General features: G+C 71.9%; 23 protein-coding genes. 14 read left to right on the top strand and 9 right to left on the bottom strand.

The genetic code is table 11. The annotated features are described in order from the left end of the window. The first annotated feature begins 13 nt into the window (after positions 1 to 13). The 4 genes from ACSU6Z_RS19910 to ACSU6Z_RS19895 all read left to right on the top strand — a co-directional run bounded on the left by ACSU6Z_RS19910 (position 14) and on the right by ACSU6Z_RS19895 (position 6,830). Positions 14 to 718, top strand: a complete 705-nt coding sequence (locus tag ACSU6Z_RS19910) for a spermidine synthase (protein ID WP_437047454.1) — start codon at positions 14 to 16, stop codon at positions 716 to 718. 123 nt (positions 719 to 841) lie between these two features. Then, complete coding sequence (locus ACSU6Z_RS19905; protein WP_358783939.1) at positions 842 to 1,582, top strand: response regulator transcription factor; 741 nt, start codon at positions 842 to 844, stop codon at positions 1,580 to 1,582. Further along, positions 1,579 to 2,688 (top strand): HAMP domain-containing sensor histidine kinase, encoded by a 1,110-nt coding sequence (locus tag ACSU6Z_RS19900; protein WP_437047452.1) that lies wholly within the window; start codon positions 1,579 to 1,581, stop codon positions 2,686 to 2,688. Before ACSU6Z_RS19905 ends, ACSU6Z_RS19900 begins: the two co-directional genes overlap by 4 nt. Before the next feature lie 290 nt (positions 2,689 to 2,978). Then, entirely contained in the window at positions 2,979 to 6,830 is a 3,852-nt protein-coding gene (locus tag ACSU6Z_RS19895) for a multifunctional oxoglutarate decarboxylase/oxoglutarate dehydrogenase thiamine pyrophosphate-binding subunit/dihydrolipoyllysine-residue succinyltransferase subunit (RefSeq protein WP_437047450.1), read from the top strand. Positions 6,831 to 7,275: 445 nt separating this feature from the next. Here ACSU6Z_RS19895 and ACSU6Z_RS19890 read toward each other — a convergent pair whose 3' ends face one another. Together ACSU6Z_RS19890 and ACSU6Z_RS19885 are read right to left on the bottom strand one after the other, a co-directional pair. After that, complete coding sequence (locus ACSU6Z_RS19890; protein WP_240118762.1) at positions 7,276 to 7,455, bottom strand: DUF6104 family protein; 180 nt, start codon at positions 7,453 to 7,455, stop codon at positions 7,276 to 7,278. A 154-nt stretch (positions 7,456 to 7,609) separates the two neighbouring features. Continuing rightward, on the bottom strand, positions 7,610 to 8,491 hold the full coding sequence (locus ACSU6Z_RS19885) for a hypothetical protein (RefSeq protein WP_437047449.1): 882 nt from the start codon (positions 8,489 to 8,491) through the stop codon (positions 7,610 to 7,612). Between the two features lie 185 nt (positions 8,492 to 8,676). Here ACSU6Z_RS19885 and ACSU6Z_RS19880 point away from each other — a divergent pair, with 185 nt between their 5' ends. Beyond that, positions 8,677 to 9,624: a DUF4097 family beta strand repeat-containing protein gene (locus ACSU6Z_RS19880; RefSeq protein ID WP_437047447.1), complete on the top strand. Its 948-nt coding sequence runs from the start codon at positions 8,677 to 8,679 to the stop codon at positions 9,622 to 9,624. A 1-nt stretch (position 9,625) separates the two neighbouring features. Then, positions 9,626 to 10,696 (top strand): PadR family transcriptional regulator, encoded by a 1,071-nt coding sequence (locus ACSU6Z_RS19875; protein ID WP_437047446.1) that lies wholly within the window; start codon positions 9,626 to 9,628, stop codon positions 10,694 to 10,696. Between the two features lie 133 nt (positions 10,697 to 10,829). Here the strand turns inward: ACSU6Z_RS19875 and ACSU6Z_RS19870 are convergent, their stop codons facing one another. Both ACSU6Z_RS19870 and ACSU6Z_RS19865 read right to left on the bottom strand, forming a co-directional pair. Then, positions 10,830 to 11,798 (bottom strand): zinc-binding dehydrogenase, encoded by a 969-nt coding sequence (locus ACSU6Z_RS19870; protein ID WP_437047445.1) that lies wholly within the window; start codon positions 11,796 to 11,798, stop codon positions 10,830 to 10,832. Between the two features lie 203 nt (positions 11,799 to 12,001). Next, positions 12,002 to 13,246: an NAD(P)-dependent malic enzyme gene (locus ACSU6Z_RS19865; protein ID WP_437047444.1), complete on the bottom strand. Its 1,245-nt coding sequence runs from the start codon at positions 13,244 to 13,246 to the stop codon at positions 12,002 to 12,004. Positions 13,247 to 13,928: 682 nt separating this feature from the next. On the opposite strand from ACSU6Z_RS19865, the gene ACSU6Z_RS19860 reads away from it, so the two are divergent. From ACSU6Z_RS19860 to ACSU6Z_RS19850, 3 genes are read left to right on the top strand one after another with little or no spacing between them, the layout of a single operon-like run. Continuing rightward, the gene (locus tag ACSU6Z_RS19860) at positions 13,929 to 14,894 is read left to right on the top strand and encodes an ABC transporter substrate-binding protein (RefSeq protein WP_437047443.1); all 966 of its coding nucleotides are present in this window, start codon (positions 13,929 to 13,931) and stop codon (positions 14,892 to 14,894) included. 36 nt (positions 14,895 to 14,930) lie between these two features. After that, positions 14,931 to 15,869 (top strand): amino acid ABC transporter permease, encoded by a 939-nt coding sequence (locus tag ACSU6Z_RS19855; RefSeq protein WP_437047441.1) that lies wholly within the window; start codon positions 14,931 to 14,933, stop codon positions 15,867 to 15,869. 17 nt (positions 15,870 to 15,886) lie between these two features. Continuing rightward, positions 15,887 to 16,639, top strand: coding sequence for an amino acid ABC transporter ATP-binding protein (locus tag ACSU6Z_RS19850; RefSeq protein WP_437050397.1), 753 nt, complete (start codon positions 15,887 to 15,889; stop codon positions 16,637 to 16,639). Positions 16,640 to 16,841: 202 nt separating this feature from the next. On the opposite strand, the gene ACSU6Z_RS19845 is transcribed toward ACSU6Z_RS19850, so the two are convergent. Next, positions 16,842 to 17,612 carry a class I SAM-dependent methyltransferase gene (locus ACSU6Z_RS19845; RefSeq protein ID WP_437047440.1) on the bottom strand — a complete coding sequence of 257 codons (771 nt, stop codon included), beginning with the start codon at positions 17,610 to 17,612 and terminating at the stop codon, positions 16,842 to 16,844. Between the two features lie 97 nt (positions 17,613 to 17,709). Between ACSU6Z_RS19845 and ACSU6Z_RS19840 the strand changes: the two genes are divergently transcribed. After that, the gene (locus ACSU6Z_RS19840) at positions 17,710 to 18,339 is read left to right on the top strand and encodes a CGNR zinc finger domain-containing protein (RefSeq protein ID WP_437047438.1); all 630 of its coding nucleotides are present in this window, start codon (positions 17,710 to 17,712) and stop codon (positions 18,337 to 18,339) included. On the opposite strand, the gene sodX is transcribed toward ACSU6Z_RS19840, so the two are convergent. Further along, positions 18,243 to 18,677, bottom strand: a complete 435-nt coding sequence (sodX, locus tag ACSU6Z_RS19835; RefSeq protein WP_437047436.1) for a nickel-type superoxide dismutase maturation protease — start codon at positions 18,675 to 18,677, stop codon at positions 18,243 to 18,245. The genes ACSU6Z_RS19840 and sodX overlap by 97 nt on opposite strands. A 145-nt stretch (positions 18,678 to 18,822) precedes the next feature. Here sodX and sodN point away from each other — a divergent pair, with 145 nt between their 5' ends. Then, positions 18,823 to 19,218, top strand: coding sequence for a superoxide dismutase, Ni (gene sodN / locus ACSU6Z_RS19830; protein WP_437016380.1), 396 nt, complete (start codon positions 18,823 to 18,825; stop codon positions 19,216 to 19,218). A gap of 396 nt (positions 19,219 to 19,614) precedes the next feature. On the opposite strand, the gene ACSU6Z_RS19825 is transcribed toward sodN, so the two are convergent. Both ACSU6Z_RS19825 and ACSU6Z_RS19820 read right to left on the bottom strand, forming a co-directional pair. Beyond that, positions 19,615 to 20,748 carry a family 2 encapsulin nanocompartment cargo protein polyprenyl transferase gene (locus ACSU6Z_RS19825; RefSeq protein ID WP_437047435.1) on the bottom strand — a complete coding sequence of 378 codons (1,134 nt, stop codon included), beginning with the start codon at positions 20,746 to 20,748 and terminating at the stop codon, positions 19,615 to 19,617. A gap of 123 nt (positions 20,749 to 20,871) precedes the next feature. Beyond that, entirely contained in the window at positions 20,872 to 22,278 is a 1,407-nt protein-coding gene (locus tag ACSU6Z_RS19820) for a family 2B encapsulin nanocompartment shell protein (protein ID WP_437047434.1), read from the bottom strand. A gap of 335 nt (positions 22,279 to 22,613) precedes the next feature. Between ACSU6Z_RS19820 and ACSU6Z_RS19815 the strand changes: the two genes are divergently transcribed. Both ACSU6Z_RS19815 and ACSU6Z_RS19810 read left to right on the top strand, forming a co-directional pair. After that, positions 22,614 to 23,192: an N-acetylmuramoyl-L-alanine amidase gene (locus ACSU6Z_RS19815; RefSeq protein WP_437050396.1), complete on the top strand. Its 579-nt coding sequence runs from the start codon at positions 22,614 to 22,616 to the stop codon at positions 23,190 to 23,192. 4 nt (positions 23,193 to 23,196) lie between these two features. Then, the gene (locus ACSU6Z_RS19810; protein WP_437047432.1) at positions 23,197 to 24,120 is read left to right on the top strand and encodes a 1-aminocyclopropane-1-carboxylate deaminase/D-cysteine desulfhydrase; all 924 of its coding nucleotides are present in this window, start codon (positions 23,197 to 23,199) and stop codon (positions 24,118 to 24,120) included. Between the two features lie 16 nt (positions 24,121 to 24,136). Here ACSU6Z_RS19810 and ACSU6Z_RS19805 read toward each other — a convergent pair whose 3' ends face one another. Then, positions 24,137 to 25,735 carry a Na+/H+ antiporter gene (locus ACSU6Z_RS19805; protein ID WP_437047431.1) on the bottom strand — a complete coding sequence of 533 codons (1,599 nt, stop codon included), beginning with the start codon at positions 25,733 to 25,735 and terminating at the stop codon, positions 24,137 to 24,139. 61 nt (positions 25,736 to 25,796) lie between these two features. On the opposite strand from ACSU6Z_RS19805, the gene ACSU6Z_RS19800 reads away from it, so the two are divergent. Next, positions 25,797 to 26,057 (top strand): UBP-type zinc finger domain-containing protein, encoded by a 261-nt coding sequence (locus tag ACSU6Z_RS19800; RefSeq protein WP_437047429.1) that lies wholly within the window; start codon positions 25,797 to 25,799, stop codon positions 26,055 to 26,057. The last annotated feature ends 85 nt before the right edge of the window (positions 26,058 to 26,142 follow it).

Raw genomic sequence — 26,142 nt, 5'->3', positions numbered from 1 at the left:
CCAGGATGGCGGAATGTCCATGGCGTACGACCTTCCCGAAGTACCCGACCTCCCCGAAGTGCTGGACCGCCGCGAGGGCCCCTACGGCGAGGTGGTGCTGCGCCGGCACGGCGGGCTGCTGCAGATCATCGCGAACGGCTGCTTCCTGATGGACACCTCCGACGGCCGTTCCGAGCGCCGCCTCATCGACGCGGCCCTCGCCGCACTGGACGCCTCCGGCGGACACCCGGCGCCGCACGTGCTGATCGGCGGCCTCGGCGTGGGCTTCTCACTCGCACACGCGGCCGCGAATTCCCGCTGGGGCCGGATCACGGTCGTCGAACGCGAGCGGGCCGTCATCGACTGGCACCGCTCCGGCCCCCTGGCGGAGCTGACCCGCGAGGCCCTGGCCGACCCGCGGACCGAGGTCGTCGCGGCGGACCTCACCGATTTCGTCAATGAGACTTGCACCACATTCGACGCCCTGTGCCTCGACATCGACAACGGACCCGGCTGGACGGTCACCGAGGGCAACGGCGCACTGTACGCAGAGTCCGGAATCGCAAGCTGCGCAAGGGTGTTGAGGCCCGGCGGAGTGCTCGCGGTGTGGTCGGCGCAACCCTCTCCGGAATTCGAAGAAACCTTGCGTAATGCCGGGTTCCAACAGGTGCATACCGAAGAGATCCCCGTTGCCCGAGGCGTGCCGGACGTCGTCCACATCGGCGTCCGACCTGGATAGCAAAGGCCCCGCGGATCCCCGTACGCTGCTGCTCTGACGTCGATCATTCAAGCGTCAATCGCAGTCATGCGCAGACGAGGGATCACCCCACTGATTCCGGTAAGCACACCTCAGGGGCGGGCGATGGAGCAGACACACACCTCCCACAACGGCACGACGGCGGCTACCCCGGGCGCACAGCGCCGGGTGCTGGTGGTCGAGGACGACCAGACGATCGTGGACGCCATCGCGACCCGTCTGCGCGCCGAGGGATTCCTGGTGCAAACGGCGGGTGACGGGCCGGCGGCCGTGGACACCGCCGAGGCCTGGCAGCCCGACCTGCTGATCCTCGACATCATGCTGCCGGGCTTCGACGGCCTGGAGGTCTGCCGGCGCGTTCAGGCCCAGCGCCCGGTGCCGGTGCTGATGCTCACCGCCCGCGACGACGAGACCGACATGCTGGTCGGGCTCGGCGTCGGCGCCGACGACTACATGACCAAGCCCTTCTCCATGCGGGAACTGGCCGCGCGCGTGCACGTGCTGCTGCGCCGGGTGGAGCGGGCGGCGCTGGCCGCCGCCACCCCGCGCAGCGGCATCCTCCGCCTGGGCGAACTGGAGATCGACCACGCGCAGCGCCGGGTGCGGGTCAGGTCCGAGGACGTGCACCTGACGCCGACCGAGTTCGACCTGCTGGTCTGCCTGGCGAACACGCCGCGCGCGGTGCTCTCCCGCGAGCAGCTGCTGGCGGAGGTGTGGGACTGGGCGGACGCCTCCGGCACCCGCACCGTCGACAGCCACATCAAGGCGCTGCGCCGGAAGATCGGCGCCGAGCGCATCCGCACCGTGCACGGCGTGGGCTACGCCCTGGAGACCCCGACGCCATGAGTGAGGGGCGTCAGGCCGCACGGAGGAGCCCCGGGGACCCCTGGGGCGGCGTACGCCCGTTCTCGATCAAGACCAAGCTGGGTGCGCTGGTCGTCATCTCGGTGTTCATCACCACCGGCCTGATGCTGGTGGCGATGCGCACCGAGACCGAGCTGCGCTTCATCACGGTCTTCTCGATGATCGCCACCCTGCTGATCACGCAGTTCGTGGCGCACTCGCTCACCGCGCCGCTGGACGAGATGAACGCGGTGGCGCGGTCGATCTCGCACGGCGACTACAGCCGCCGGGTGCGGGAGAACCGCCGTGACGAGCTGGGCGACCTGGCCGTCACCATCAACCGCATGGCCGACGAGCTGGAGGCCCAGGACCGCCAGCGCAAGGAGCTGGTGGCCAACGTCTCGCACGAGCTGCGCACGCCCATCGCGGGCCTGCGGGCGGTGCTGGAGAACATCGTCGACGGGGTCACGGAGGCCGATCCCGAGACCATGCGGACGGCCCTCGGGCAGACGGAGCGGCTCGGCCGGCTGGTGGAGACGCTGCTGGACCTCTCCCGCCTCGACAACGGCGTCGTGCCGCTGAAGAGGCGGCGTTTCGAGGTGTGGCCGTACCTGTCCGGGGTGCTGAAGGAGGCCAACATGGTCGCCTCCGTGCGGGCGGGCATCGCGTCGGGCTCCGGCGGGCACACCCGCACGGACGTGCACCTGCACCTCGACGTCTCCCCGCCCGGGCTGACCGCGCACGCGGACCCCGAGCGCATCCACCAGGTCGTCGCCAACCTCATCGACAACGCGGTCAAGCACAGCCCGCCGCACGGCCGGGTGACGGTCAAGGCGCGGCGCGGGCCGGGGCCGGAGTCGCTGGAACTGGAGGTCCTGGACGAGGGTCCGGGCATTCCGCGGTCGGAGTGGCACCGGGTCTTCGAGCGGTTCAACCGCGGTGCCGTCTCCCGGCCGCACGGTCCCGGCAGCGACGGCGGCACGGGACTGGGCCTGGCGATCGCCCGCTGGGCGGTGGATCTGCACGGCGGCCGGATCGGTGTGGCCGAATCCGAGCGGGGCTGCCGGATCCTCGTCACCCTTCCGGGCCCCTCATCTCCGCCGAGCTGACGTACAGTTCGAAGCGGAGCCTCAAGATCCGCAAGCGTCCCCGCCGATCGGCGGCGGGGACCCCCGCGATCGGGCACGGGCCCGCGCCGTGAGGGCGCCGGGTGGCGGTTCCCCCTTGCCCGCAGAAGCGGAACCCCGCTTGTTTCCCGCCATTTCAAGCGCCGAAACACGCTCCGAGATGTGACTTACGCGACGATGAACGGGCCCGGTCTGACCTTCCCGCTCTTGGAGGCGTAGCCTTTATTCCCGCTGTCCATCACCTTGTGAAGCGGAAGAGGGCGGTTGCCGCCGTGTCGCCACAGTCCCCCAGTAACCCGAGCTCCCCCAGCCTCCGGCCGGGTGGTACCCCCACGCCCGACACCGACCGAGCGGGCAAGGACCCCGCCGCCGCGTTCGGTGCCAACGAGTGGCTCGTCGACGAGATCTATCAGCAGTACCTCCAGGACCCGAACTCGGTGGACCGAGCCTGGTGGGACTTCTTCACCGACTACAAGCCGGGGGCGGCCGCCGCCCAGGCTGCGTCGGGCGCCGCGGCCACGGGGGCCGCGCAGACCCCCGGCACGGCTCAGTCCACCCCGGCCCCCCAGACGCAGGCTCCGGCCCCCCAGGCTCAGGCCCAGGCTCCGGCCCCCCAGGCTCAGGCCCCCCAGGCTCCGGCCAAGCCCGCCGCCGCCCAGCCGGCCGCCGCCCAGCCCGCCGCCGCTCCGGCCGCGCCCGCCGCGAAGCCGGCGGCCAAGCCGCAGGCCAAGGCCACGCCCGCCAAGGAGGCCGGCGAGGGTCCCGAGCTGGTCACCCTGCGCGGCCCCGCCGCGGCCGTCGCGAAGAACATGGACGCCTCGCTGGAGATGCCGACGGCCACCTCGGTCCGCGCCGTCCCGGTGAAGCTGCTGTTCGACAACCGCATCGTCATCAACAACCACCTCAAGCGCGCCCGCGGCGGGAAGATCTCCTTCACGCACATCATCGGGTACGCGATGGTGCAGGCCATCAAGGCGATGCCGTCCATGAACTGGTCCTACGGGGTCAAGGACGGCAAGCCGACCCTGATCAAGCCGGAGCACGTCAACCTCGGCCTCGCCATCGACCTGGTCAAGCCCAACGGCGACCGCCAGCTCGTCGTCGCGGCGATCAAGAAGGCCGAGACGCTGAACTTCTTCGAGTTCTGGCAGGCCTACGAGGACATCGTCCGCCGCGCCCGCGAGGGCAAGCTGACGATGGACGACTTCACCGGCGTCACCGTCTCCCTGACCAACCCCGGCGGCCTGGGCACCGTGCACTCCGTGCCGCGCCTGATGCCCGGCCAGTCGGTGATCATGGGTGTCGGTTCCATGGACTACCCGGCCGAGTTCCAGGGCACCTCCCAGGACACCCTGAACAAGCTGGGCATCTCCAAGGTCATGACCCTGACCTCCACCTACGACCACCGGGTCATCCAGGGCGCCGCCTCCGGCGAGTTCCTGCGCGTCGTCGCCAACCTGCTGCTCGGCGAGAACGGCTTCTACGACGACATCTTCGAGGCGCTGCGCATCCCCTACGAGCCGGTCCGCTGGCTCAAGGACATCGACGCCTCCCACGACGACGACGTCACCAAGGCCGCCCGCGTCTTCGAGCTGATCCACTCCTACCGGGTCCGCGGCCACGTCATGGCCGACACCGACCCGCTGGAGTACCAGCAGCGCAAGCACCCCGACCTGGACATCACCGAGCACGGGCTCACCCTGTGGGACCTGGAGCGCGAGTTCGCCGTCGGCGGTTTCGCCGGCAAGTCGATGATGAAGCTGCGCGACATCCTCGGCGTGCTGCGCGACTCGTACTGCCGCACCACCGGCATCGAGTTCATGCACATCCAGGACCCCAAGCAGCGCAAGTGGATCCAGGACCGCGTGGAGCGCCCGCACGCCAAGCCGGAGCGCGAGGAGCAGCTGCGCATCCTGCGCCGCCTGAACGCGGCCGAGGCGTTCGAGACCTTCCTGCAGACGAAGTACGTCGGCCAGAAGCGCTTCAGCCTCGAAGGCGGCGAGTCGGTCATCCCGCTGCTGGACGCCGTCCTGGACTCGGCCGCCGAGTCCCGCCTGGACGAGGTCGTCATCGGCATGGCCCACCGCGGCCGCCTGAACGTGCTCGCCAACATCGTCGGCAAGTCCTACGCGCAGATCTTCCGCGAGTTCGAGGGCAACCTCGACCCGAAGTCGATGCACGGCTCCGGCGACGTGAAGTACCACCTGGGCGCCGAGGGCACCTTCACCGGCCTGGACGGCGAGCAGATCAAGGTCTCCCTGGTCGCCAACCCCTCCCACCTGGAGGCCGTCGACCCGGTCCTGGAGGGCGTCGCCCGCGCCAAGCAGGACATCATCAACAAGGGCGGCACGGACTTCACCGTCCTGCCGGTGGCGATCCACGGCGACGCGGCCTTCGCGGGCCAGGGCGTGGTGGCCGAGACCCTGAACATGTCGCAGCTGCGCGGCTACCGCACCGGCGGCACGGTCCACATCGTCATCAACAACCAGGTCGGCTTCACCGCGGCCCCCGAGTCCTCGCGCTCCTCCATGTACGCCACGGACGTGGCCCGCATGATCGAGGCCCCGATCTTCCACGTGAACGGCGACGACCCGGAGGCCTGCGTCCGCGTGGCGCGGCTGGCCTTCGAGTTCCGCCAGGCGTTCAACAAGGACGTGGTGATCGACCTCATCTGCTACCGCCGCCGCGGTCACAACGAGTCGGACAACCCGGCCTTCACCCAGCCGCTGATGTACGACCTGATCGACAAGAAGCGCTCGGTGCGCAAGCTGTACACCGAGTCCCTGATCGGTCGCGGCGACATCACCCTGGAAGAGGCCGAGCAGGCCCTGCAGGACTACCAGGGCCAGCTGGAGAAGGTCTTCACCGAGGTCCGCGAGGCCACTTCGCAGCCGTCGGCCGCCGCTCCCCCCGACCCGCAGGCCGAGTTCCCGGTCGCCGTGAACACCGCGGTGTCCACGGAGGTCGTCAAGCGGATCGCCGAGTCCCAGGTCAACATCCCCGACCACATCACCGTCCACCCGCGTCTGCTGCCGCAGCTGCAGCGCCGGGCGACGATGGTCGAGGACGGCACGATCGACTGGGGCATGGGCGAGACCCTCGCCTTCGGCTCCCTCCTGCTGGAGGGCGTCCCGGTCCGCCTGGCCGGCCAGGACTCCCAGCGCGGCACCTTCGGCCAGCGCCACGCGGTCATCATCGACCGCAACACCGGCGAGGAGTACACGCCGCTGCAGTACCTCTCCGAGGACCAGGCGCGGCTGAACGTCTACAACTCCCTGCTGTCCGAGTACGCGGCCATGGGCTTCGAGTACGGCTACTCGCTGGCCCGCCCGGATGCGCTCGTGCTGTGGGAGGCGCAGTTCGGCGACTTCGTCAACGGCGCGCAGACGGTCGTGGACGAGTTCATCTCCTCCGCGGAGCAGAAGTGGGGCCAGACCTCCGGCGTCGTCCTGCTGCTGCCCCACGGCTACGAGGGCCAGGGCCCGGACCACTCCTCGGCCCGCCCGGAGCGGTTCCTCCAGCTCTGCGCCCAGAACAACATGACCGTCGCCATGCCGACGTCGCCGGCGAACTACTTCCACCTCCTGCGGTGGCAGGTGCACAACCCGCACCACAAGCCGCTGGTCGTCTTCACCCCGAAGTCGATGCTGCGCCTGAAGGCGGCGGCCTCGAAGGCGGAGGACTTCACCACGGGCCAGTTCCGCCCGGTCGTCGGCGACACCTCGGTCGAGGCGTCCGCGGTGAAGAAGGTCGTCTTCTGCTCCGGCAAGGTCTACTACGACCTCGACGCCGAGCGGAAGAAGCGCGGCGTGACGGACACGGCCATCATCCGCATCGAGCGCCTGTACCCGCTGCCGGGTGCCGAGCTCCAGGCGGAGATCGCCAAGTACCCGAACGCCGAGAAGTACCTGTGGGCCCAGGAGGAGCCGGCCAACCAGGGTGCCTGGCCGTTCATCGCGCTCAACCTGATCGACCACCTCGACCTGGCCGTCGGCGCCGACATCCCGCCCGGAGAGCGCCTGCGCCGCATCTCGCGCCCGCACAGCTCGTCCCCGGCGGTCGGTTCCGCGAAGCGGCACCAGGCCGAGCAGGAGCAGCTCGTGCGCGAGGTGTTCGAGGCGTGAGCCGCTGAACCCGGCTCCCCACCGCGCGAACGGGCCCGGCCCCGAGTCCCTCGGACTCGGGGCCGGGCCCGTTCGCGTTCCCCCCGTTCGAGACAGGGCACGACGGGGCCGCCCCGGACGCCCTCGACCGGGAGGCTGCCGCTGAGCGGTGACGCCTTGCCGTCCGGGCGCCCGCCTCGCCGGTGCCGCGCGCCGAGGGCGCCGGTCCGCCGCGACCGGCCGTACGGGCCGGCCGGGGCGGGGGCGTCGGGGCGATCGCTCCGCCGGACGCAGCGGGCGTCGTCCACTGCGGCTCCCCGCTCTCGGAGGGAACCCCCCGTCCCGTGGGAGCGGAAGGCCGACGCCGGGTGCAGGCGGACGCGAGGACCCACGAACGGGCCGCGCGGCGCCTCCGGCCGTCTCCCGCGCGGACGGCGGCCCGCGCGGCCCGGGCGGCCCGTTCGGCTCAGTCCTCGTCCTCGTCGTCCAGCCGCGCCAGCCAGGTGGCGAGCCGCTCGACGGGCACCTCGAAGTCCGGGTTGAGGTCCACGAACGTACGCAGCTGCTCGGCAAGCCACTCGAAGGTGATCTCCTCCTCGCCGCGCCGCTTCTCCAGTTCCTCGATGCCGCGGTCGGTGAAGTACATGGGGCTGTTCTCCTGCGTGCGTCCGTGTCCGACTTCCGTCCCACAGCCTATGCAACCGTCCGCTCCGCGGGACGCGGGGCGCCGGAGCGGGCCTCGGGGCACGTGCGGCGCCCGGGAACGGTGCCCGCACGGGGCGGGTGGACACGCGCGCCGTTCAGGACGGAACCCGGTGGTCCCCGCTCGGTCCGGAGCGGGGTGCTCCGGCCTTCCCGCGCGCGAAGCCGTGGACCAGGCCCAGTACGCCGTGGACCAGCAGCAGCGCCCCGGCGGTGGTCCAACCGCCGCTGCGGTGCCGTACGCCCCACGCCAGGAGCGGGGCGCCCGCGGCCAGCTGGGCCAGGGCCAGGGCGCGGGCCCCGGGGTCGTCCGCCCGGGGCGTCCAGGGGCCGGGAGGGCCGGCGCCGACCGCGGCGCGCCGTGCCGTCCCCCCGTCTCCCCCGGCCTCCAGGACGCCCGGCCGGGCCCGGGCCGCCGCGCACAGACGGTCGGCGGGCTCACCGGCCTCCAGCCCGTCGGGCAGGGCGACGCCCACGCGCGTGAGGACGGCCAGCAGGCCGCGCAGACGGGCCCGGGCGTCGGAGGCGGGATCGGGCGCCGCGAGCCGGTCGAGGGCCCGCACGTCCGGCACCGGGTCGAGGCCGAGCCACGCGGCGAACGTGCGCATCGCCTCCTCCTCGCCGGCCGGGGTGCCGTTCGCGAGCCACACGTAGCCGACGGGGCGGCGGAAACCGGAGGCGAGGGTGAAGCCGGCCCGGTCGGCGTCCCACCACAGGGCCAGGGCGGGCCAGGGCGCGCCGACGGCGAGGGCGGCGGCCCAGCCGGCGAGGACACGGTCGACCGGTTCGCCCCCGTGCCGCCACGGCGTGCCCTCCGGGACGAGCACGCTCCACCCCTCGCCGGCGGCCGTGAGCAGCATGGGCTCGCGCAGCAGCGGGGCGACGGGGGCGACGGAGCCCGGTGCCGCCCGGCACAGCAGCAGCGCGCCCGGTGCGGGCCCGGCGGGACGGCCGACCGAGGGCTCTTGCGTCGACGACATGCCCACAAACTAGGGCAATCCATCCGGCCGAACCGATCACTACTCACCCGAACGGGTGCCTTGACAACCCCCTTCCGCGATATATCGTATTGCTGTAAGACGCGATATGGCTCGTCGTGTCATATCCGCTCACCTGGCCCGGCGCGGTCCGGCCCGGCCCGTTCTGCTTCCAGGAGGTCTGCGCCATGTCCGAGTGGTCCGTCGCGGAGCCGCGGCGACTCGCCTTCACGGAGCCCGTGAGCGAGCTCCGGGTCCGCGTCGTCGGCGGAACGGTGAACGTGGTGGGGACGGAGGAGGGTTCCGCCCGCCTGGAGGTCTCCAGGGTCGAGGGCCCGCCCCTGATCGTGACCCGGCGGGGCGGCACGCTCACGGTGGCCTACGAGGACCTCACCTGGAAGGACTTCCTCGCACGGCCGGACCGCGGGATCCGGCGCCGCAGCGCGGTGGTCTCCCTGGCCGTTCCGGTGCACACGGACGTGGAGGTGGGCGTGGTCGACGCCACGGCCGTGGTCTCCGGGACGCGGGGGCGGACCGAGGTGAGGGGGGTCTGCGGGGACACCACGCTGGTGGGCCTCACCGGCCCCGTGCGGGCCGACACCGTCTCCGGGGACCTGGAGGCCCAGGCCCTCACCGGGGACCTGCGCTTCCACTCCGTCTCCGGGGACCTGACCGTGGTGGGGGCTGGCTCCTCGGTCAGGGCCGAATCGGTGAGCGGCTCGATGATCCTCGACCTGGCCCCGGCGAGCCGCCCCACCGACGTCTCCCTGGCCGGCGTCTCGGGTGAGATCGCCATCCGGCTGCCCCACCCGGCCGACGCGGAGGTGGAGGCCGGCACGACCGGCGGGACGGTCTCCAACGCCTTCGAGGACCTGCGGGTCACCGGCCGGTGGGGCGCCAAGCGGATCACCGGCCGGCTCGGCGCGGGCAACGGCCGGCTGAAGGTGACGACGGTCACCGGCTCCATCGCCCTGCTGCGCAGGCCGGCCGGGGAGGAGCCCCGGGACCGGGCGCCGGAGGACGCCGGGCCGGTGGACGGCGCGCGGGGCGGCCCGGGGGACAATTCCGTCTCCGGCCGCGACGACGGACCCACCGGCGCCCCGGCCGACGGCTCGACCGACAAGAAGGTGCTCTGACATGCCCCCCGTCTTCGCCCACGGCCGCCTGCGCCTCTACCTCCTGAAGCTGCTCGACGAGGCCCCACGTCACGGTTACGAGGTGATCAGGCTCCTGGAGGAACGCTTCCAGGGCCTGTACGCGCCGTCGGCGGGCACGGTCTACCCCCGCCTGGCCAAGCTGGAGGCCGAGGGGCTGGTCACCCACACCAGCGAAGGCGGACGCAAGGTGTACTCCATCACCGACGCCGGCCGGGCCGAGCTGGCAGACCGCAGCGGCGAACTGGCCGACCTGGAGCTGGAGATCCGCGAGTCGGTCGCCGAGCTCGCCGCCGAGATCCGCGCGGAGGTGCGCGGTGCGGCGGGCGACCTGCGCCGGGAGATGCGGGCGGCGGCCGGCGCGGCCCGCCGGGGCGCCGGCTCGCCCTCCGGCGGGTCCGGCGACTCCTTCGGCGACTTCGCGGACCTCGGCGACAAGGCGGCCTGGTGGGTCGCCAAGGAGGAGATGCAGCGCGTCAAGCAGGAGTGGAAGGAGCAGGCCCGGCGCGCCAAGGAGGAGAGCCGCCGGGCCCGCGAGGAGGCCGAACGCGCCCGGCGCCAGGCCAAGGAGGCGCAGGAACGGGCCCGGGCCCAGGCACAGGAGGAGGTCCAGCGCATCGCCCGGCGCGTCCAGGAGCAGGTGCAGAGCCACTTCGCGCGGGGCGACTGGCCGACAGGGCTGCGCGAGGGATTGGCCGAACTGGCCAGGGAATTCGGCGACTTCGGCAAGGAGTCCACCTCCGGCCGGCCCGGCACGGGCGGCGGCACCGGCACGCCGGCGTCCCGGCCGGAACACTCCCGTACCCCTGAGTACTCCCACACCCCGGAGGACTTCCCGGCCGACTACCTGCCGGCCTGGGCCCACGAGAACGCCGCCGACTCCTCCGGCGACCCGGCCCGCGACCTCGACCGCCTGCTGGACCGCTTCCGCGACGACATCCGCGACACGGCCCGCGACCACGGCGTCACCCCGGACCAGCTCCGCGACGCCCGCCGCCACCTGACGGCGGCGGCGGCCCGCATCGGGGCGATCCTCCGGACCCCGAAGGCCTGACACGGCCGCACCCGGCACGCCTGCCGGCCGGCGGTCCCGCCGGGGACGGCGGGGCCGCCGCGGAACAAAGCGCACAGCGGTCCCGGGCACCCCGCCCGGGACCGCCACAGGCCAAGCGAGTGGTGACTTCCCGTCAGGAAGACGCCGTCAGTACGATCTTGCCGAAGTGCTCCCCGGACTCCATCCGCTCGAAGCCCTCCCGGGCCCGCTCCATCGGGAGCACCTCGTCGACGACGGGACGCACCCCGGTGGCGGCGCAGAAGGACAGCAGGTCCTCCAGCTCGTCCTTGGTCCCCATCGTCGACCCGACGACCCTCAGTTCCAGGAAGAAGATCCGGGTCAGCTCGGCGTGCGAGGGCCGGTCGCCGCTCGTCGCCCCGGAGATGACGAGCGTGCCGCCGGGCCGCAGCGACTTCACCGAGTGCGACCAGGTGGCGGCCCCCACGGTCTCGATCACGGCGTCGACCCGCTGCGGCAGCCGGGCGCCCGGCTCCACCGCCTCCACCGCCCCCAGCTCCACGGCCCGCTTCCGCTTGGCCTCGTCCCGGCTGGTGGCGAAGACCCGCAGCCCCGCGGCCCGGCCGAGCACGATCGCGGCCGTGGCGACACCGCCGCCGGCCCCCTGCACCAGCACGGAGTCGCCGGGACGCACCCCGGCGTTGGTGAAGAGCATGCGGTACGCCGTCAGCCACGCCGTCGGCAGGCAGGCGGCCTCTTCGAACGACAGCTCCCTCGGCTTGGGCAGCACGTTCCACGTGGGCACGGCGACCTGCTCGGCGAACGTGCCCTGATAGCGCTCGGTGAGGATCGAGCGGGGTTCCCCGGGCCCGACCCCGTACCCGCTCTGCCCGATGACGGAGTGCAGGACGACCTCGTTGCCGTCCTCGTCGACCCCGGCGGCGTCGCAGCCGAGGATCATCGGCAGCCGGTCCTCCGTGATACCGACCCCGCGCAGGGTCCACAGGTCGTGATGGTTGAGGGAAGCGGCCCTGACACGGACGACGCTCCAGCCGGGACGGGCCTCGGGGGCCGGGCGCTCCCCCAGTTCCAGGCCGGACAGCGGCCGGTCGCGGTCGAGTCGGGCGGCGTAGACAGCGAACATGACCTTGACGGTAGGGTCCGCGCCCGCCGTCCGGAACCGTCCGTCCCTGTGACACACGCCCTGTTGCGGCCCGCCGGAAGCCGCGTCCGCGCCACCTCGCGGCCCCAGCCCCACGAGAAGAACGGCCCCGCCCACCCGGGCGAAGCCGTCCTCGGCACATCACGTCGCGTCATCCGCTCACGGTGCCGCGTCACGACGCCGGCTCACCGGCGGGCGACGCCCTCCGCCCGCGCGGCCGCCGCCACCGCGGCCGTGACCGCCGGCGCGACCCGCTCGTCGAACGGCGACGGGATGACGTAGTCCGCCGCGAGGTCGTCCCCGACGACCGAGGCCAGCGCCTCCGCCGCCGCGAGCTTCATGCCCTCGGTGATCCGGGACGCCCGCACCTGCAGCGCCCCGGCGAAGATCCCGGGGAACGCCAGCACGTTGTTGATCTGGTTGGGGAAGTCCGACCGCCCGGTCGCCACCACCGCCGCGTACTTGTGCGCGACGTCGGGGTGGACCTCGGGGTTTGGGTTGGCCATGGCGAACACGAACGCGCCCTCGGCCATCGACGCCACCGCCGGCTCCGGCACCGTACCGCCGGAGACGCCGATGAAGACGTCGGCGCCCTTCAGCGCGGTCTCCAGCGATCCGGTGAGCCCGGCCTTGTTCGTGAACTCCGCCAGCTCCCGCTTCACCGGCGTCAGGTCGTCCCGGTCGGCCGACACGATGCCCTTGCGGTCGGCCACCGCCACGTCCCCGACACCGGCTTCCACCAGCATCCTCGCGATGGCGACACCGGCCGCGCCCGCGCCCGAGATCACCGCCCGCAGCTCGCCCAGCGACCGCCCGCTCAGCCGCGCCGCGTTGCGCAGCGCCGCCAGCGTCACGACCGCCGTACCGTGCTGGTCGTCGTGGAAGACCGGGATGTCCAGCCGCTCCTGGAGCCTGCGCTCGATCTCGAAGCACCGCGGCGCCGAGATGTCCTCCAGGTTCACGCCGCCGAACGAGGGCGCGAGCCGCACCACCGTCTCGACGATGTCGTCCACGTCCGTGCAGTCCAGCGCGATCGGAACGGCGTCCACGCCGCCGAACTGCTTGAACAGGATGGCCTTGCCCTCCATCACCGGGAGGGAGGCCCGCGGCCCGATGTCCCCGAGCCCCAGGACGGCCGTACCGTCCGTCACGACCGCCACGACCGACGACTTCCACGTGTAGTCGTGGACCAGCTCCGGCTGCTCGGCGATCGCGCTGCACACTTTCGCGACGCCCGGTGTGTACGCCAGGGACAGGTCGTCCTTGTCGCGGATCGGCACGGTGGCCCGCACGGCCATCTTGCCGCCGCGATGCAACGCGAAAGCCGGGTCGAAGGAATCCAGGGGCTCCGCACCGCCCTCCTGGCCCTTGTCGCCCTTGTCGTTGTCCTGGCTGCTCGCGCTGCGAGGATTGACGATCTCCGCTGCCACTTCGTTTACCCCTTAGCTTTTCTTGTCGTGAGGGTTTGTCCGCTCCTGGTGAGGAGCGGGCGGGACCGCGCAAGGCCCTGACCGTTGGATGCGCGCGAGCGCCTGCGCGACGGGCGCGCCGCACACGCGCCCTGGAGCCCCGGATGAGGGGTGTAAAGAACCTTCTTACCCGACGGATGCCCCCGCCGACGAGTCCATTCGGAGCAGGCTCACATCGCGGGCCCGAAGATCACCCGCAGGTCACTCCGGGATCACGACGTGGTCATATGCCGGTGACATCCCTCATACCCGGACATCCGGACAAGGCCCCGTCAGACTCTTGACAAACCCGAAAAAGGAAGACCTAGAAAAAGGCAGGCTCACCGGAAGGCGTCCGCATTCCGAGATGCGCCGCAGATTTTCCTGCCGAAGCAATTGTTCACCGGAAGGGTTCGGTCGCGATGTACCGACCTGTCGGGGTTCGAGGTGGCACCCGTTATCCGATTTTGACATGGCGAGCCCCCTGAACGGCTCAGTCCGAATGGCAAGATGCCGTCATCACACGAGGTCGCGACACTCGAAGGTGTGTGCGCCAGTCGACCCCCGTGTGCTCCCGTCGGCCCACGGCACGGCACCCGCCGGGCCCGCTCGGCGGGCGCCCCGTCCCATCGGCACGTCCCACCCATCCGCCGGAGGAACCACCATGACCGCACGCTCCACCCGTCGTACGACCGCAGCGCACTCCCGGACAGCAGTGGTCGGTGCGATCGCGGTCGCAGGCGCCCTGCTGCTCACCGGGTGCGGTGACCAGACCAAGGGCAAGGACTCCGGCGGCACGGGCACGGCGGCGGACGCGGCTCCGCTCGCCGGCAAGCTGCCGCAGGCCATCCGCGACAAGGGCGTCATCAGGGTCGGTTCCGACATCGCCTACGCCCCGGTCGAGTTCAAGGACGACTCCGGCAAGGTCGTCGGCATCGACCCGGACCTCGCCGCGGCGCTGGGCAAGCAGCTCGGCGTGAAGTTCGAGTTCCAGAACGCCACCTTCGACACCCTCATCGGCGGACTCGCCTCCAAGCGCTACGACATCGCCATGTCGGCCATGACCGACACCAAGGAACGCCAGGAGGGCATCGACGCCAACACCGGCAAGAGCGTCGGCACGGGCGTCGACTTCGTCGACTACTTCACCGCGGGCGTCTCGCTCTACACCAACAAGGGTGACGACCAGGGCATCAAGACCTGGGACGACCTGTGCGGCAAGACCATGGCCGTGCAGCGCAACACCTTCTCCCACGACCTCGCCAAGGAGCAGGCGGAGAAGTGCGAGAAGGACGGCAAGAAGGCCCTGAAGATCGAGGACTTCGCGACCAACCCCGAGGCCGAGACCCGGATGCGCTCCAAGGGCGCCGACGTCGTCTCCGCCGACTTCCCGATCGCCGCGTACTCCGTGAAGAACTCCGGCGGCGGCAAGTACTTCCAGATCGTCGGCGACCAGGTCGAGGCGGGCCCGTACGGCATCGCCGTCGCCAAGGGCAACACCCAGCTGCGCGACGCGCTGCGGGCGGCCGTCCAGGCGGTCATCGACAACGGCGAGTACAAGAAGATCCTCGACAAGTGGGGTGTCGCGGACGGCGCGGTCACCGAGGCCAAGATCAACGGCGGTTCCTGACCCGCCCCGTTCGACCCGGCCCGAAAGGTTCCACCCGTGACTGTCGACGTCAGCAAGACGAACGGCTCCGACGCGACGCCCCCCGCCGGACCGGAGGCCATCAAGGCCGTTCCGGTCCGGCACCCGGGGCGGTACGTGTCCGCGGCCGTCGCACTCGCCCTCCTGGGCGCGGTCGTCTACGCCTTCGCCCAAGGCAAGATCAACTGGGACGCGATCCCCGACTACTTCTTCGACGACCGCATCCTCGACGGCGTCTGGAACACCCTGCTGCTCACGGTGCTGTCGATGGTGATCGGCATCGCCGGCGGCGTCCTGCTCGCCGTGATGCGCCTGTCGAAGAACCCGGTGACCTCGTCGGTCGCCTGGTTCTACATCTGGTTCTTCCGCGGTACGCCGGTCCTGGTCCAGCTCTTCGTCTGGTTCAACCTCGGCCTGGTGTTCGAGTACATCAACCTGGGTCCGATCTACAAGGACTATTGGTCGTCCTTCATGACGCCGCTGCTGACGGCGTTGCTCGGCCTGGGCCTCAACGAGGCCGCGTACATGGCCGAGATCTGCCGCGCCGGCCTGCTCTCGGTCGACGAGGGCCAGACGGAGGCCTCGCACGCGCTCGGCATGAGCCACGCGAAGACGCTGCGCCGGATCGTGATCCCGCAGGCGATGCGGGTGATCGTGCCGCCCACCGGCAACGAGGTCATCAACATGCTGAAGACCACCTCGCTGGTCTCGGCGGTGCAGTTCGCCGACCTCTTCAAGCAGGCCCAGGACATCGGCCAGAACGCCGGCTCGACGGTGGAGATGTACTTCCTCGCCGCCGTCTGGTACCTGATCATGACCTCGGTCCTGAGCACCGGGCAGTACTACGTCGAGCGGTACTACGCCCGCGGCTCCAGCCGCACCCTGCCGCCGACGCCGCTGCAGCGCTTCAAGGCCGCCGTTCTTCCCACCCGCCGCCCGAAGGGGGTCACGGCATGACGCAGTCCTCCCCCGCCATGGTCAAGGCCGAGGGCGTCCACAAGTCCTTCGGCCAGGTCGAGGTCCTCAAGGGCATCGACCTGGAGGTGAAGCCCGGTGAGGTGTTCTGCCTCATCGGCCCCTCCGGCTCCGGCAAGTCGACCTTCCTGCGGTGCATCAACCACCTGGAGAAGATCAACGCCGGCCGCCTGTACGTCGACGGCGAGCTGGTCGGCTACCGCCAGAAGGGCGACAAGCTCCACGAACTCAAGGACAGCGAGGTCGCCCTCAAGCGCCGGGACATCGGCATGGTCTTCCAGCGCTTCAACCTGTTCCCGCACATGACGGCCGTCGAGAACGTCATGGAGGCGCCGGTGCAGGTCAAGGGCGTGAGCAAGGCGCAGGCCAAGGAGCGCGCGATGCAGCTGCTGGAGCGCGTGGGCCTGGCCGACAAGGCCGGCAACTACCCCTCGCAGCTCTCCGGCGGCCAGCAGCAGCGCGTGGCGATCGCCCGGGCGCTGGCCATGGAGCCCAAGCTGATGCTGTTCGACGAGCCGACCTCGGCCCTGGACCCGGAGCTGGTCGGCGACGTCCTCGACGTCATGCGCGACCTGGCCGAGACCGGCATGACGATGGTCGTCGTCACCCACGAGATGGGTTTCGCCCGGGAGGTCGGCGACAGCCTGGTCTTCATGGACGGCGGCGTGGTCGTCGAGTCCGGCAACCCGCGCGACGTCCTGACCGACCCGCAGCACGAACGGACGAAGGCGTTCCTGTCCAAGGTGCTCTGACGGCACCGACGGGAAGGGGCGGTACGGCACGTCCGTACCGCCCCTTCCCGCGGCTCGGGCGCGAAGCGGCGGCTTCGGCCGCGGCGCCGTGCGTCCGCCTTCGGCGAAGGCGTGCGGAGCCGCCTTCGGCGAAAGCGGCTCCGCGTGGTACCGCCTGTCGCCGGTGGGCCCGGCGATGTGGCTCCGCGGCGCTCCGGGCGGGTCACTTGAGGGCGAGCAGCAGGGTGTCGGACGGGGAGCACCACACCGGCCGCACCTCGTCGAACCCCTTTTCGCGCAGTACGCGCGCGTGCCACGCGACGGACGGCATGTCACCGTCGGCGTGCTCGCCGTAGATCTCGAAGCGCCGTGCCGTCGGTTCGGCGAGGACCGGGTCCTCGGCCGCGAGCCGCCACCAGTCGGCCCAGTCCAGGGCGCCGTCCCGCTTGGCCCGTTCCATGCGCGCGTGCCGCCGGGCGCGCTCGGCCTCGTTGATGCGGGGCGTCGTCTCGTCGATCATGTGGTCCGCGTTCATGAAGACACCGCCGTCGCGGACCAGGTCCGCGACCCGGCCGTAGAGGGCGGCGAGGGGTTCCCGGTGAAGCCAGTGCAGAGCGGTCGCGGTCAGCACGGCGTCGTACGTGTCGTGCGGCAGCTTCGCCGTCCAGTCGGGGTCCTTGAGATCGGCGGTGACCAGCGTGACCCGTCGATCGCCCGCGAAGGTGCCCCGGGCGATGGCGAGCAGGGCCGGGTCGAGGTCGACGCCGGTGCTGGTGGCGTCCGGGAACCGCGCGAGCAGCCGGGCCGTGATGCTTCCCGTGCCGCACGCGAGGTCCAGCACGCGCGGGGCGGGGCCGACGAGTGCCTCGACCATGTCGAGCATGATCCGGAAGCGTTCCTCGCGGTCCGGCATGTACCACTCCTGCTGCCGGTCCCAGCTCTCCTGCCAGGCGTGCCAGTCGGCGGGGGCCGCGGTGGTGTCCGCGTCCGTCATCGAGCCTCCCTCACATAGGTCACGTAATACCCTGGAAGCGCGCTCGGCTGTTACCGGGCACAGGCGCGACCATAGAGCCCCTCCGTAAGGATTACAAGTGCAACTGGCCTATTACTCGGATTACGCCGTACGCCTCGTGAACACGGAGGAACCGGCCCGGGGCAAGGACTCCCTGACCTCGGTCGAGGCCGTCCGCGGGCTGTTCGGGGAGAACCGGTCGGCGGCCCGGCGCGCCACCGACGCCGACGTCACCCGCTTCCGGTCGGTCCGGGCACGGCTGCGCGCGGTCTTCGAGGCGGCGGACGGCGGCGACGAGACCCTCGCCGTTGACCTGCTGAACTCCCTGCTGCTGGAGTTCCCGGTGAGCCCGCAGATCTCCGGCCACGACTTTCGCGACGACGACGGCCGCCCCCTGTGGCACATGCACCTGGCGGACCACCCGTCGAACGCCACCGCCGGTTACGCCGCCATCGCCGCGATGGGCCTGGCCTTCCACCTGACGGAGTACGGCGTGGACCGCCTCGGCCTGTGCCGGGCGACCCCCTGCCGCAACGCCTACCTGGACACCTCCACCAACCGCTCCCGGCGCTACTGCTCCGACCGCTGCGCCACCCGCGCCAACGTGGCGGCCTACCGCGCCCGCAAACGCCTGGAGGCGGACCGGCTCGACAGCACGGGCCTGACGGCCGACAGCACCCAGCCGGCCAGCGCGAACGGGGAGCGCTGAGCGGGCTTGCGCGGCCGGAAGCGGAAGCGGACCCGGCCGAGGACCAGCTCCTCGGGGACGACCCCGTAGTCGGTGCTGTCCCCGCCCGCGTAGGCGTTGTCCCCGAGCACCCACCAGCCGCCCTCGCGCCGCTCGGCGGCCCTCTTGACGACGAGCAGGTCCTGCTGGAAGGGGTGCCGCAGCACGACCACGTCACCCGGCCTGACCCGGGCGCCCCAGTGCACCAGGAGCCGGTCCCCGTGGTGCAGCGTGGGCACCATCGACGGCCCCGTCACCTCGGCCGGCCCGAACGGCAGCGCTCCCCTCGGGCGTTCGGTCCCCTGCGACAGTTCCGGCATCACCCGGCACCTCCCCTGTCTTTCCTCCACCAGTCCCAGTCTCACCCCGGACTTTTGTCCTAAGCCCCCGGGGGCACCCGCGAAAACACGTCCCCCAGGGAGTAATGTCCCCCCTGAGAAGACGATCACGAGGAAGGATTGCTCCATGCTTTCCCGCCTGTTTGCCCCCAAGGTCACGGTCAGCGCGCACTGCGACCTGCCCTGCGGCGTGTACGACCCGGCCCAGGCCCGCATCGAGGCGGAGTCGGTGAAGGCCGTCCAGGAGAAGATGGCCGCCAACGACGACCCGCACTTCCAGACGCGCGCCGCGATCATCAAGGAGCAGCGCGCCGAGCTCGCCAAGCACCACGTCTCCGTGCTGTGGAGCGACTACTTCAAGGCTCCGCACTTCGAGAAGTACCCGGAGCTGCACCAGCTGGTCAACGACACCCTGAAGGCCCTGTCGGCCGCCAAGGCGTCGACCGACCCGGCCACCGGCCAGAAGGCGCTGGACTACATCGCCCAGATCGACAAGATCTTCTGGGAGACCAAGAAGGCCTGACCCGGGGATCTGCCTCCGCGACCCGCGATCGGTGCACCATCGCAGGTCGGAGCAGTGAACCGAACGGCCCGGCCGCTTCCCGCGGCCGGGCCGTTCCGGCGTTTCGAGCCCCGCCGGGGCACCAGCGGGCCGGCCGGCGCGGCTCGCGCCACACCGGCCGCACACGGGGGCCGTCCGGCAGGTCGAGGACCCGGCCGGCTCCTCTCGCGCATGGCCGTCGAGGACCGGCGGGTGGGCGTGGCGGGGCCGCCGCGGTGCGGCCGGGAGGCAGGGGGCGGGCCCCGCACTTCGTGGGGCGGTGCGGGACCCGCCGGACCGGAGCCCTGGGCGGTGCGACCGTACGCCGGTCAGGTGCCGTACGGTCCTGGCAGGGCTCCGGGGCCTGGGGCCGGGCGCTCAGGTACTGCGCCGGGTGACGAACTCGGCGAGCGCGAGCAGTCCGCCCGCCGCCTCCGGGTCGGGCACCGCACGGGCCAGTTCCTGCATCGCGCGGGCCATCCGGTCGGACGCCTGGGCCTGCGCCCAGTCGCGCCCGCCCGCCCGTTCCACGGCCAGCGCGGTCCGCTCCAGGTACTTCTCCCCTCCGGCGCCGCCGGCTTCGTAGAGCTCCGCCAGTTCGGCGGCGGCCGGGGTGCCGGAGGTGAGCGCGGCGACCACCGGCAGGGACTTCTTGCGGGCGGCGAGATCCGCTCCGGCCGGCTTGCCGGTGCGGTGCGGGTCGCCCCATATGCCGATGACGTCGTCGATGAGCTGGAAGGCCAGCCCGGCCTCGCGGCCGAACGCGTCCAGCGCGTCGACGTCCCGGGCCTCGGCGCCCGCGTACAGCGCGCCGAGGGCGCAGGCGCAGCCCAACAGCGCGCCGGTCTTGGCCTCGGCCATGGCGAGCACCTCGTCGAGGGTGACCTCACCCGGTGCGCGCCGTTCCATGGCCGTGTCCGCGTGCTGCCCGGCGCACAGCTCCAGGACGCACTGCGCGAGCCGGGCGGCCGCCGCCGCGGAGGCCGGATGCGGGTCCTGGGCGAGCAGCCGCAGGGCCAGCGCCTGCAGGGCGTCCCCCGCGAGAATCGCGTCGGCGTCACCGAACACGGTCCAGGCGGTGGGCCGGTGGCGGCGGGTGGCGTCGCGGTCCATCACGTCGTCGTGGAGCAGGGTGAAGTTGTGGATCAGCTCCACCGCCGCGGCCGCCCGTACGGCCGCCGACCGGGCCGCGGGCCCGCCGAGCGCGGCGGCCGCGGCGAGGACGAGCGCGGGGCGGATCGCCTTGCCCGCGTTGTCCGTCGCCGGGGTGCCGTCCGCGTGCTCCCAGCCGAAGTGGTACAGGGCGACCCGGCGCATCGACTCCGGCAGCGTCACGATCGCCGCCCGCAGTTCGGGATCGACCACCTCCCGGGCGCGGCGCAGCAGCGTCTCCGCCTCGTACTCGTCGAGGGGCCCCTCCCCGTCGTCCCGGTCCCTCCCGGCGGGCCGGTGGCCGGCCCGCGCGCCGGCGGGGCGGCGCGCGTCGGTGGTGCGTTGCTTCGTCTCCGTCATGGGTTCACCCATGGGCCCCCTTCGGCAGTGAGCGGACCGCGGCGCTCCTGCGGCCCGTGCGCACGTACGGCGAAGACCTACCCGCACCGGAGGGCGGGGACACGGCGTACGGGAGGGAATCGATCACTGCCAGCGGCCGATCTCGACGTTCTCCAGCACGCCGAGCGCGTCCGGGACCAGCACCGCGGCCGAGTAGTAGGCCGTCACCAGGTACTTGATGATGGCCTGTTCGTTGATGCCCATGAAGCGCACCGACAGACTCGGCTCGATCTCGTCGGGGATGCCGGTGGCCCGCAGGCCGATGACGCCCTGGTCCTCCTCGCCGGTACGCATCGCGATGATCGACGACGTACGGGCCTCGGTGACCGGGATCTTGTTGCACGGGTAGATCGGCACACCGCGCCAGGTGGGGATGCGGTTGCCGCCGACGTCGATCGTCTCCGGCACGAGACCGCGCTTGTTCAGCTCGCGGCCGAACGCGGCGATCGCGCGCGGGTGGGCGAGGAACAGCTTGGTGCCGCGCCGCCTGCTGAGCAGCTCGTCCATGTCGTCCGGGCCCGGCACGCCGTCGTGCGGCTGGATCCGCTGGTCGTACTCGCAGTTGTGGAGCAGGCCGAACTCGTGGTTGTTGACGAGTTCGTGCTCCTGCCGTTCCTTCAGGGCCTCCACGGTGAGCCGGAGCTGCTGCTCGGTCTGGTTCATCGGCTGGTTGTAGAGGTCGGCCACGCGCGTGTGGATGCGCAGGACCGTCTGGGCGACGCTGAGTTCGTACTCGCGGGGCCGGGCCTCGTAGTCGACGAAGGTGTGCGGGATGTCCGGCTCGCCGGTGTGGCCGGCGGCGAGGTCGATCTCCTTCTCGCCGTACTTGTTGGTGCGCTGCCGCGGGATCGAGCGCCGCTGCCGCAGGTGCTCGGCCAGGGAGTCGGCCCGCTCCGCGGCCCGCTCCACCTCCTGCCGGGGCAGTACCAGGACCGTGCAGGCGGTCACCGCGCGGGCGGTGTACTCCCAGATGGCGTCCGCGTCGAGCAGCGCCTGGTCGCCGAAGTAGGCGCCGTCGGCGAGGATGCCGAGGGACTCGTCCTCCCCGTACGGGCCGGTGCCGACCTTCTCGACCCTGCCGTGCGCCAGCAGGTACACGGCGTCGGCCTGGCTGCCGAAGGAGGCGATCACGTCACCCGGTGCGAACTCCCGCTGCTCGCAGCGCTGGGCGAGGGTGTAGAGCACCTCCTCGTCCTCGTAGGACCGCAGCGCCGGCAGCTCGCCCAGTTCCGCGGGGACGACCTCGACGCGGTTTCCGGTCTTCACGAACGTCACGCGGCCGTCGCCCACCGCGAAGGACAACCGGCGGTTCACCCGGTACGTCCCGCCCTTCACGTCGACCCAGGGCAGCATGCGTAGCAACCAGCGCGAGCTGATCTCCTGCATCTGGGGCGCGGACTTGGTCGTGGTGGCCAGGTTCCGCGCGGCCGCCGTACCGAGGCTCTGCTGCGGCCTGGCCTGCTCGGTGCGGACCTCATCGCCTACCGACATAAGGAATTGCCCTCCCGGTCATGCCCGGCGCGCGTCCGCGCCCGGACATCGATCTGCAGGGCCCAAGCCTTCATGACGTTCCGCGATCGTGCTATTACCCGAAAGAGCGGGAATGGATCACTGTCCGTGAGGGCAGGCACAGGGGTCCGCCCGGCCACCGCGCCCGCCGACCGCCGGTGAGCGGGGTTTCGCACTGTCCGGATCGGCTCGCACACGAACACGAACGATGCGAACAGGTAGTAACGATCGCTCACTTTCGGTATAGGCACCGGTACGAGCGGGCCGCGCCGGGCGGCCGTCGCCCCGGACGAAGGAGCCGGACCATGGCGAAACCCATGTCCGCGAGCAGTTTCCTGAAGGCGCTGAGAGCCGAGGGCCTCACCGTCGTCGAAGTCGGCGACTGGCGGCACCACAACCGCAATCACAAGGGACCGTGGGGCCCCGTCCACGGCGTCATGATCCACCACACCGTGACCAGGGGCAGCGCGCGCACCGTCGAGATCTGCCGCAAGGGCTACGAGGGCCTCCCCGGGCCGCTGTGCCACGGCGTGATCACCAAGGACGGCAGAGTGCACCTCGTGGGCTACGGCCGCGCCAACCACGCCGGGTTCGGCGACGACGAGGTGCTGCGCGCGGTGATCGCGGAGAAGGGGCTGCCGCCGGACAACGAGGCCAACACCGACGGCAACCGGCACTTCTACGGCTTCGAGTGCGAGAACCTCGGCGACGGCGAGGACCCCTGGCCCGCCGTCCAACTGGAGGCCGTCGAGAGGGCCGCCGCGGCGGTCTGCCGCCACCACGGGTGGAACGAGCGGTCCGTCATCGGGCACCTGGAGTGGCAGCCGGGCAAGGTGGACCCGCGCGGTTTCACGATGGCGTCGATGCGGGGGCGGATCCGGGACCGGCTGAAGTGAGCGGATGACCGACAATGGTGCCGTGACCGGCCCGGACGCCCTCCATCCCCGCCTCCCTTCCCCCTTGCGGGAGGTGACGGACGACCGCTTCGCCCGGCACGGCGTCCGCCTGCTGCTCAAGCGCGACGACCTGATCCATCCGGAGCTGGTCGGCAACAAGTGGCGCAAACTCGTCCCCAACCTCGCGGCGGCGGCCGGCCGGCCGATCGTCACCTTCGGCGGTGCCTACTCCAACCATCTGCGCGCCACCGCCGCCGCGGGCCGCCTCCTCGGCGTGCCCACCATCGGCGTGGTCCGCGGCCAGGAACTGGCCCACCGGCCGCTCAACCCGTCCCTGGCGCGCTGCGCGGCCGACGGCATGCGGCTGCACTTCGTCGACCGGGCGGCCTACCGCCGCAAGACCGAGCCCGCGACGCTGGCGGGGATCCTGCGCGCGTGCGGCGCCGAGGACGCCCACGTCGTTCCCGAGGGCGGCAGCAACGCCGCCGCGGTGCGCGGCTGCCGGGCGCTCGGGGAAGAGCTGCGGGACCTGGCCGACGTCGTCGCCGTGGCGTGCGGCACCGGGGGCACGCTGGCCGGACTGGCCGCCGGCCTCTCCCCCGGCCGGCGGGCGCTCGGCGTACCCGTCCTCAAGGGCGGCTTCCTGGCCGGTGACGTACGCCGGTTCCAGGAGCGTGCGTTCGGCGGCCCGCGCGGCCACTGGTGGTTGGAGGAGCGCTTCCATTTCGGCGGCTACGCGCGCGTGCCGCCCGAGCTCGACGCCTTCGCGGCGGACTTCGAGCAGCGCCACGGCCTGCCCGTGGAGCGCCTCTACGTGGCCAAGATGCTGTACGCCCTGACCGCGCTGGCCGAGGAGGGCGCCTTCGCGCGCGGGAGCACGGTCGCGGCGGTCGTCACCGGCCGCCCCTTCCCCGATCCGGGTGCGTGATCCTCCCCGGCCCCGTTCACGGGGCGGTCTCCCGGTACGCCGCCGCCTCCTCCAGGTCCAGCCGGCGCAGCAGCGTCCGGAGCATCTCGTCGTCGATGTGGCGGCCGTCGCGCAGCCTGACGAACACCTCGCGCTCGGCTCCGATCATCTCCCGGGACAGCCGCCGGTAGGTGTCGTCGACGCTCTCGCCGGTGACCGGGTTGGACCGGCCGAGCCGCTCCCACACGGCGTTGCGGCGGCGTTCCAGGACCGCGCGCAGACGGTCGGCGAGCGGCCCCGGGAGCGCGTTGCGCTCGTCCGACAGCAGTTCGTCCAGGCGCTGCTCGGCGGCCCGTGAGGCCTGCGCCTGGGCGTTGGCCTCCACGAGCGTCTCGGCCCGCACGTCCCGTCCGGGGAACCGCAGCAGGCGGATCAGCGGTGGCAGTGTCACGCCCTGCACGACCAGCGTGCCGATGACCGTGGTGAAGGTCAGGAACAGGATGAGGTCGCGCCCGGGGAAGGGCTCGCCGCCGTGCACGGTGTGGGGGACGGAGAAGGCGATCGCGAGCGAGACCACGCCGCGCATGCCCGCCCAGCCGATGACGAACGGCACCTTCCAGGTGGGCTCCTCCTCACGCGCGCGAACGCGCGCCGACAGCATCCGGGGCAGGAAGGTCGCCGGGTACACCCACGCGAACCGGGCCGCGACGACGACCAGGAAGAGGGCGATCGCGTACCGGGCGGCGTCCGCGCCCGCGTACTCGCCCAGGCCGTCGAGGACCACGGGCAGCTGCAGTCCGATCAGCGCGAACACGGACGACTCCAGGACGAACGCCACCATCTTCCACACCGCGTCCTCCTGGAGACGGGTGGCGAAATCGACCTCTCCCGCGCGATGGCCGAGGTGGAGCGCGACGACGACCACCGCCAGGACGCCGGAGGCGTGCACCTGCTCGGCCGCAGCGTAGGCGGCGAACGGGATCAGCAGGGAGAGCGTGTTCTGCAGCAGCGCCTCCCGCACACGGGTGCGCAGCCACTGGATCGGCACCATCAGCACCAGCCCGACGCCGATGCCGCCGGCCGCGGCGAGCAGGAACTCCCCGATGCCGCCCGCCCAGGTGGCACCCTCGCCGACCGCCGCCGCCAGCGCCACCTTGTAGGCGGTGATCGCGGTGGCGTCGTTCACCAGGGACTCGCCCTGGAGGATCGTCGTGACCCGGGACGGCAGCCCCACCCGGCGCGCGACCGCCGTGGCCGCGACGGCGTCCGGCGGCGCCACCACCGCGCCGAGCACCAGTGCCGCGGTCAGCGGCAGGTCCGGCACGATCAGGTAGGCGGCCCAGCCGACGGCGAAGGTGGCGAAGAGGACGTACCCGACCGACAGCAGCGCCACCGGCCGCAGCTGCGCGCGCAGGTCCAGGTAGGAACTGTCGCCGGCCGCCGTGTACAGCAGCGGGGGCAGCAGCAGCGGCAGGACGACGTGCGGGTCGAGGGTGTAGGTGGGCACACCGGGCAGGTACGACACCGCCAGTCCGGCGGCGACCAGCAGCAGCGGCCCCGGTACCGGGGTGCGCCGGGCCGCCGCGGCGACCGCCGCGCTTCCCGCCACCAGCAACAGCAGCGGCATCACGTCCATGCGCCCTCGCCCGCCTCTTCTCCCGCGCGGTCGCCCGCACACCCGTCGTAATCTGGCACTCATGAAACAGTGCACGCACGCCGACGCGCTGCCGCACCCGGCACCCGAGCCGCTGAGCGGGACCTGCCCCGAATGCCTGGCCGAGGGCACGGACCCGGTGCAGTTGCGGCTCTGCCTCACCTGCGGTCACGTCGGCTGCTGCGACTCCTCGCCCGGGCGGCACGCGACGGAGCACCACAAGGCGACCGGCCATCCGGTGATGCGGACCTTCGAACCCGGGGAGGACTGGCGCTGGTGCTTCGTCGATCACGTCCTCGTGTGACCCCGGCCCGGGACGGTTCGACCGCCTGACGTCCGGGTACGTCAATCCGGCGCGCGCTCCGCCGATTTGGGCCCGCCCAACCCCT

The organism is Streptomyces sp. enrichment culture (assembly GCF_964273145.1).
Classification (GTDB): Bacteria; Actinomycetota; Actinomycetes; order Streptomycetales; family Streptomycetaceae; genus Streptomyces.
Note: the sequence above shows the minus strand (reverse complement) of the source record. Positions and strands in the feature narration are given on the sequence as shown.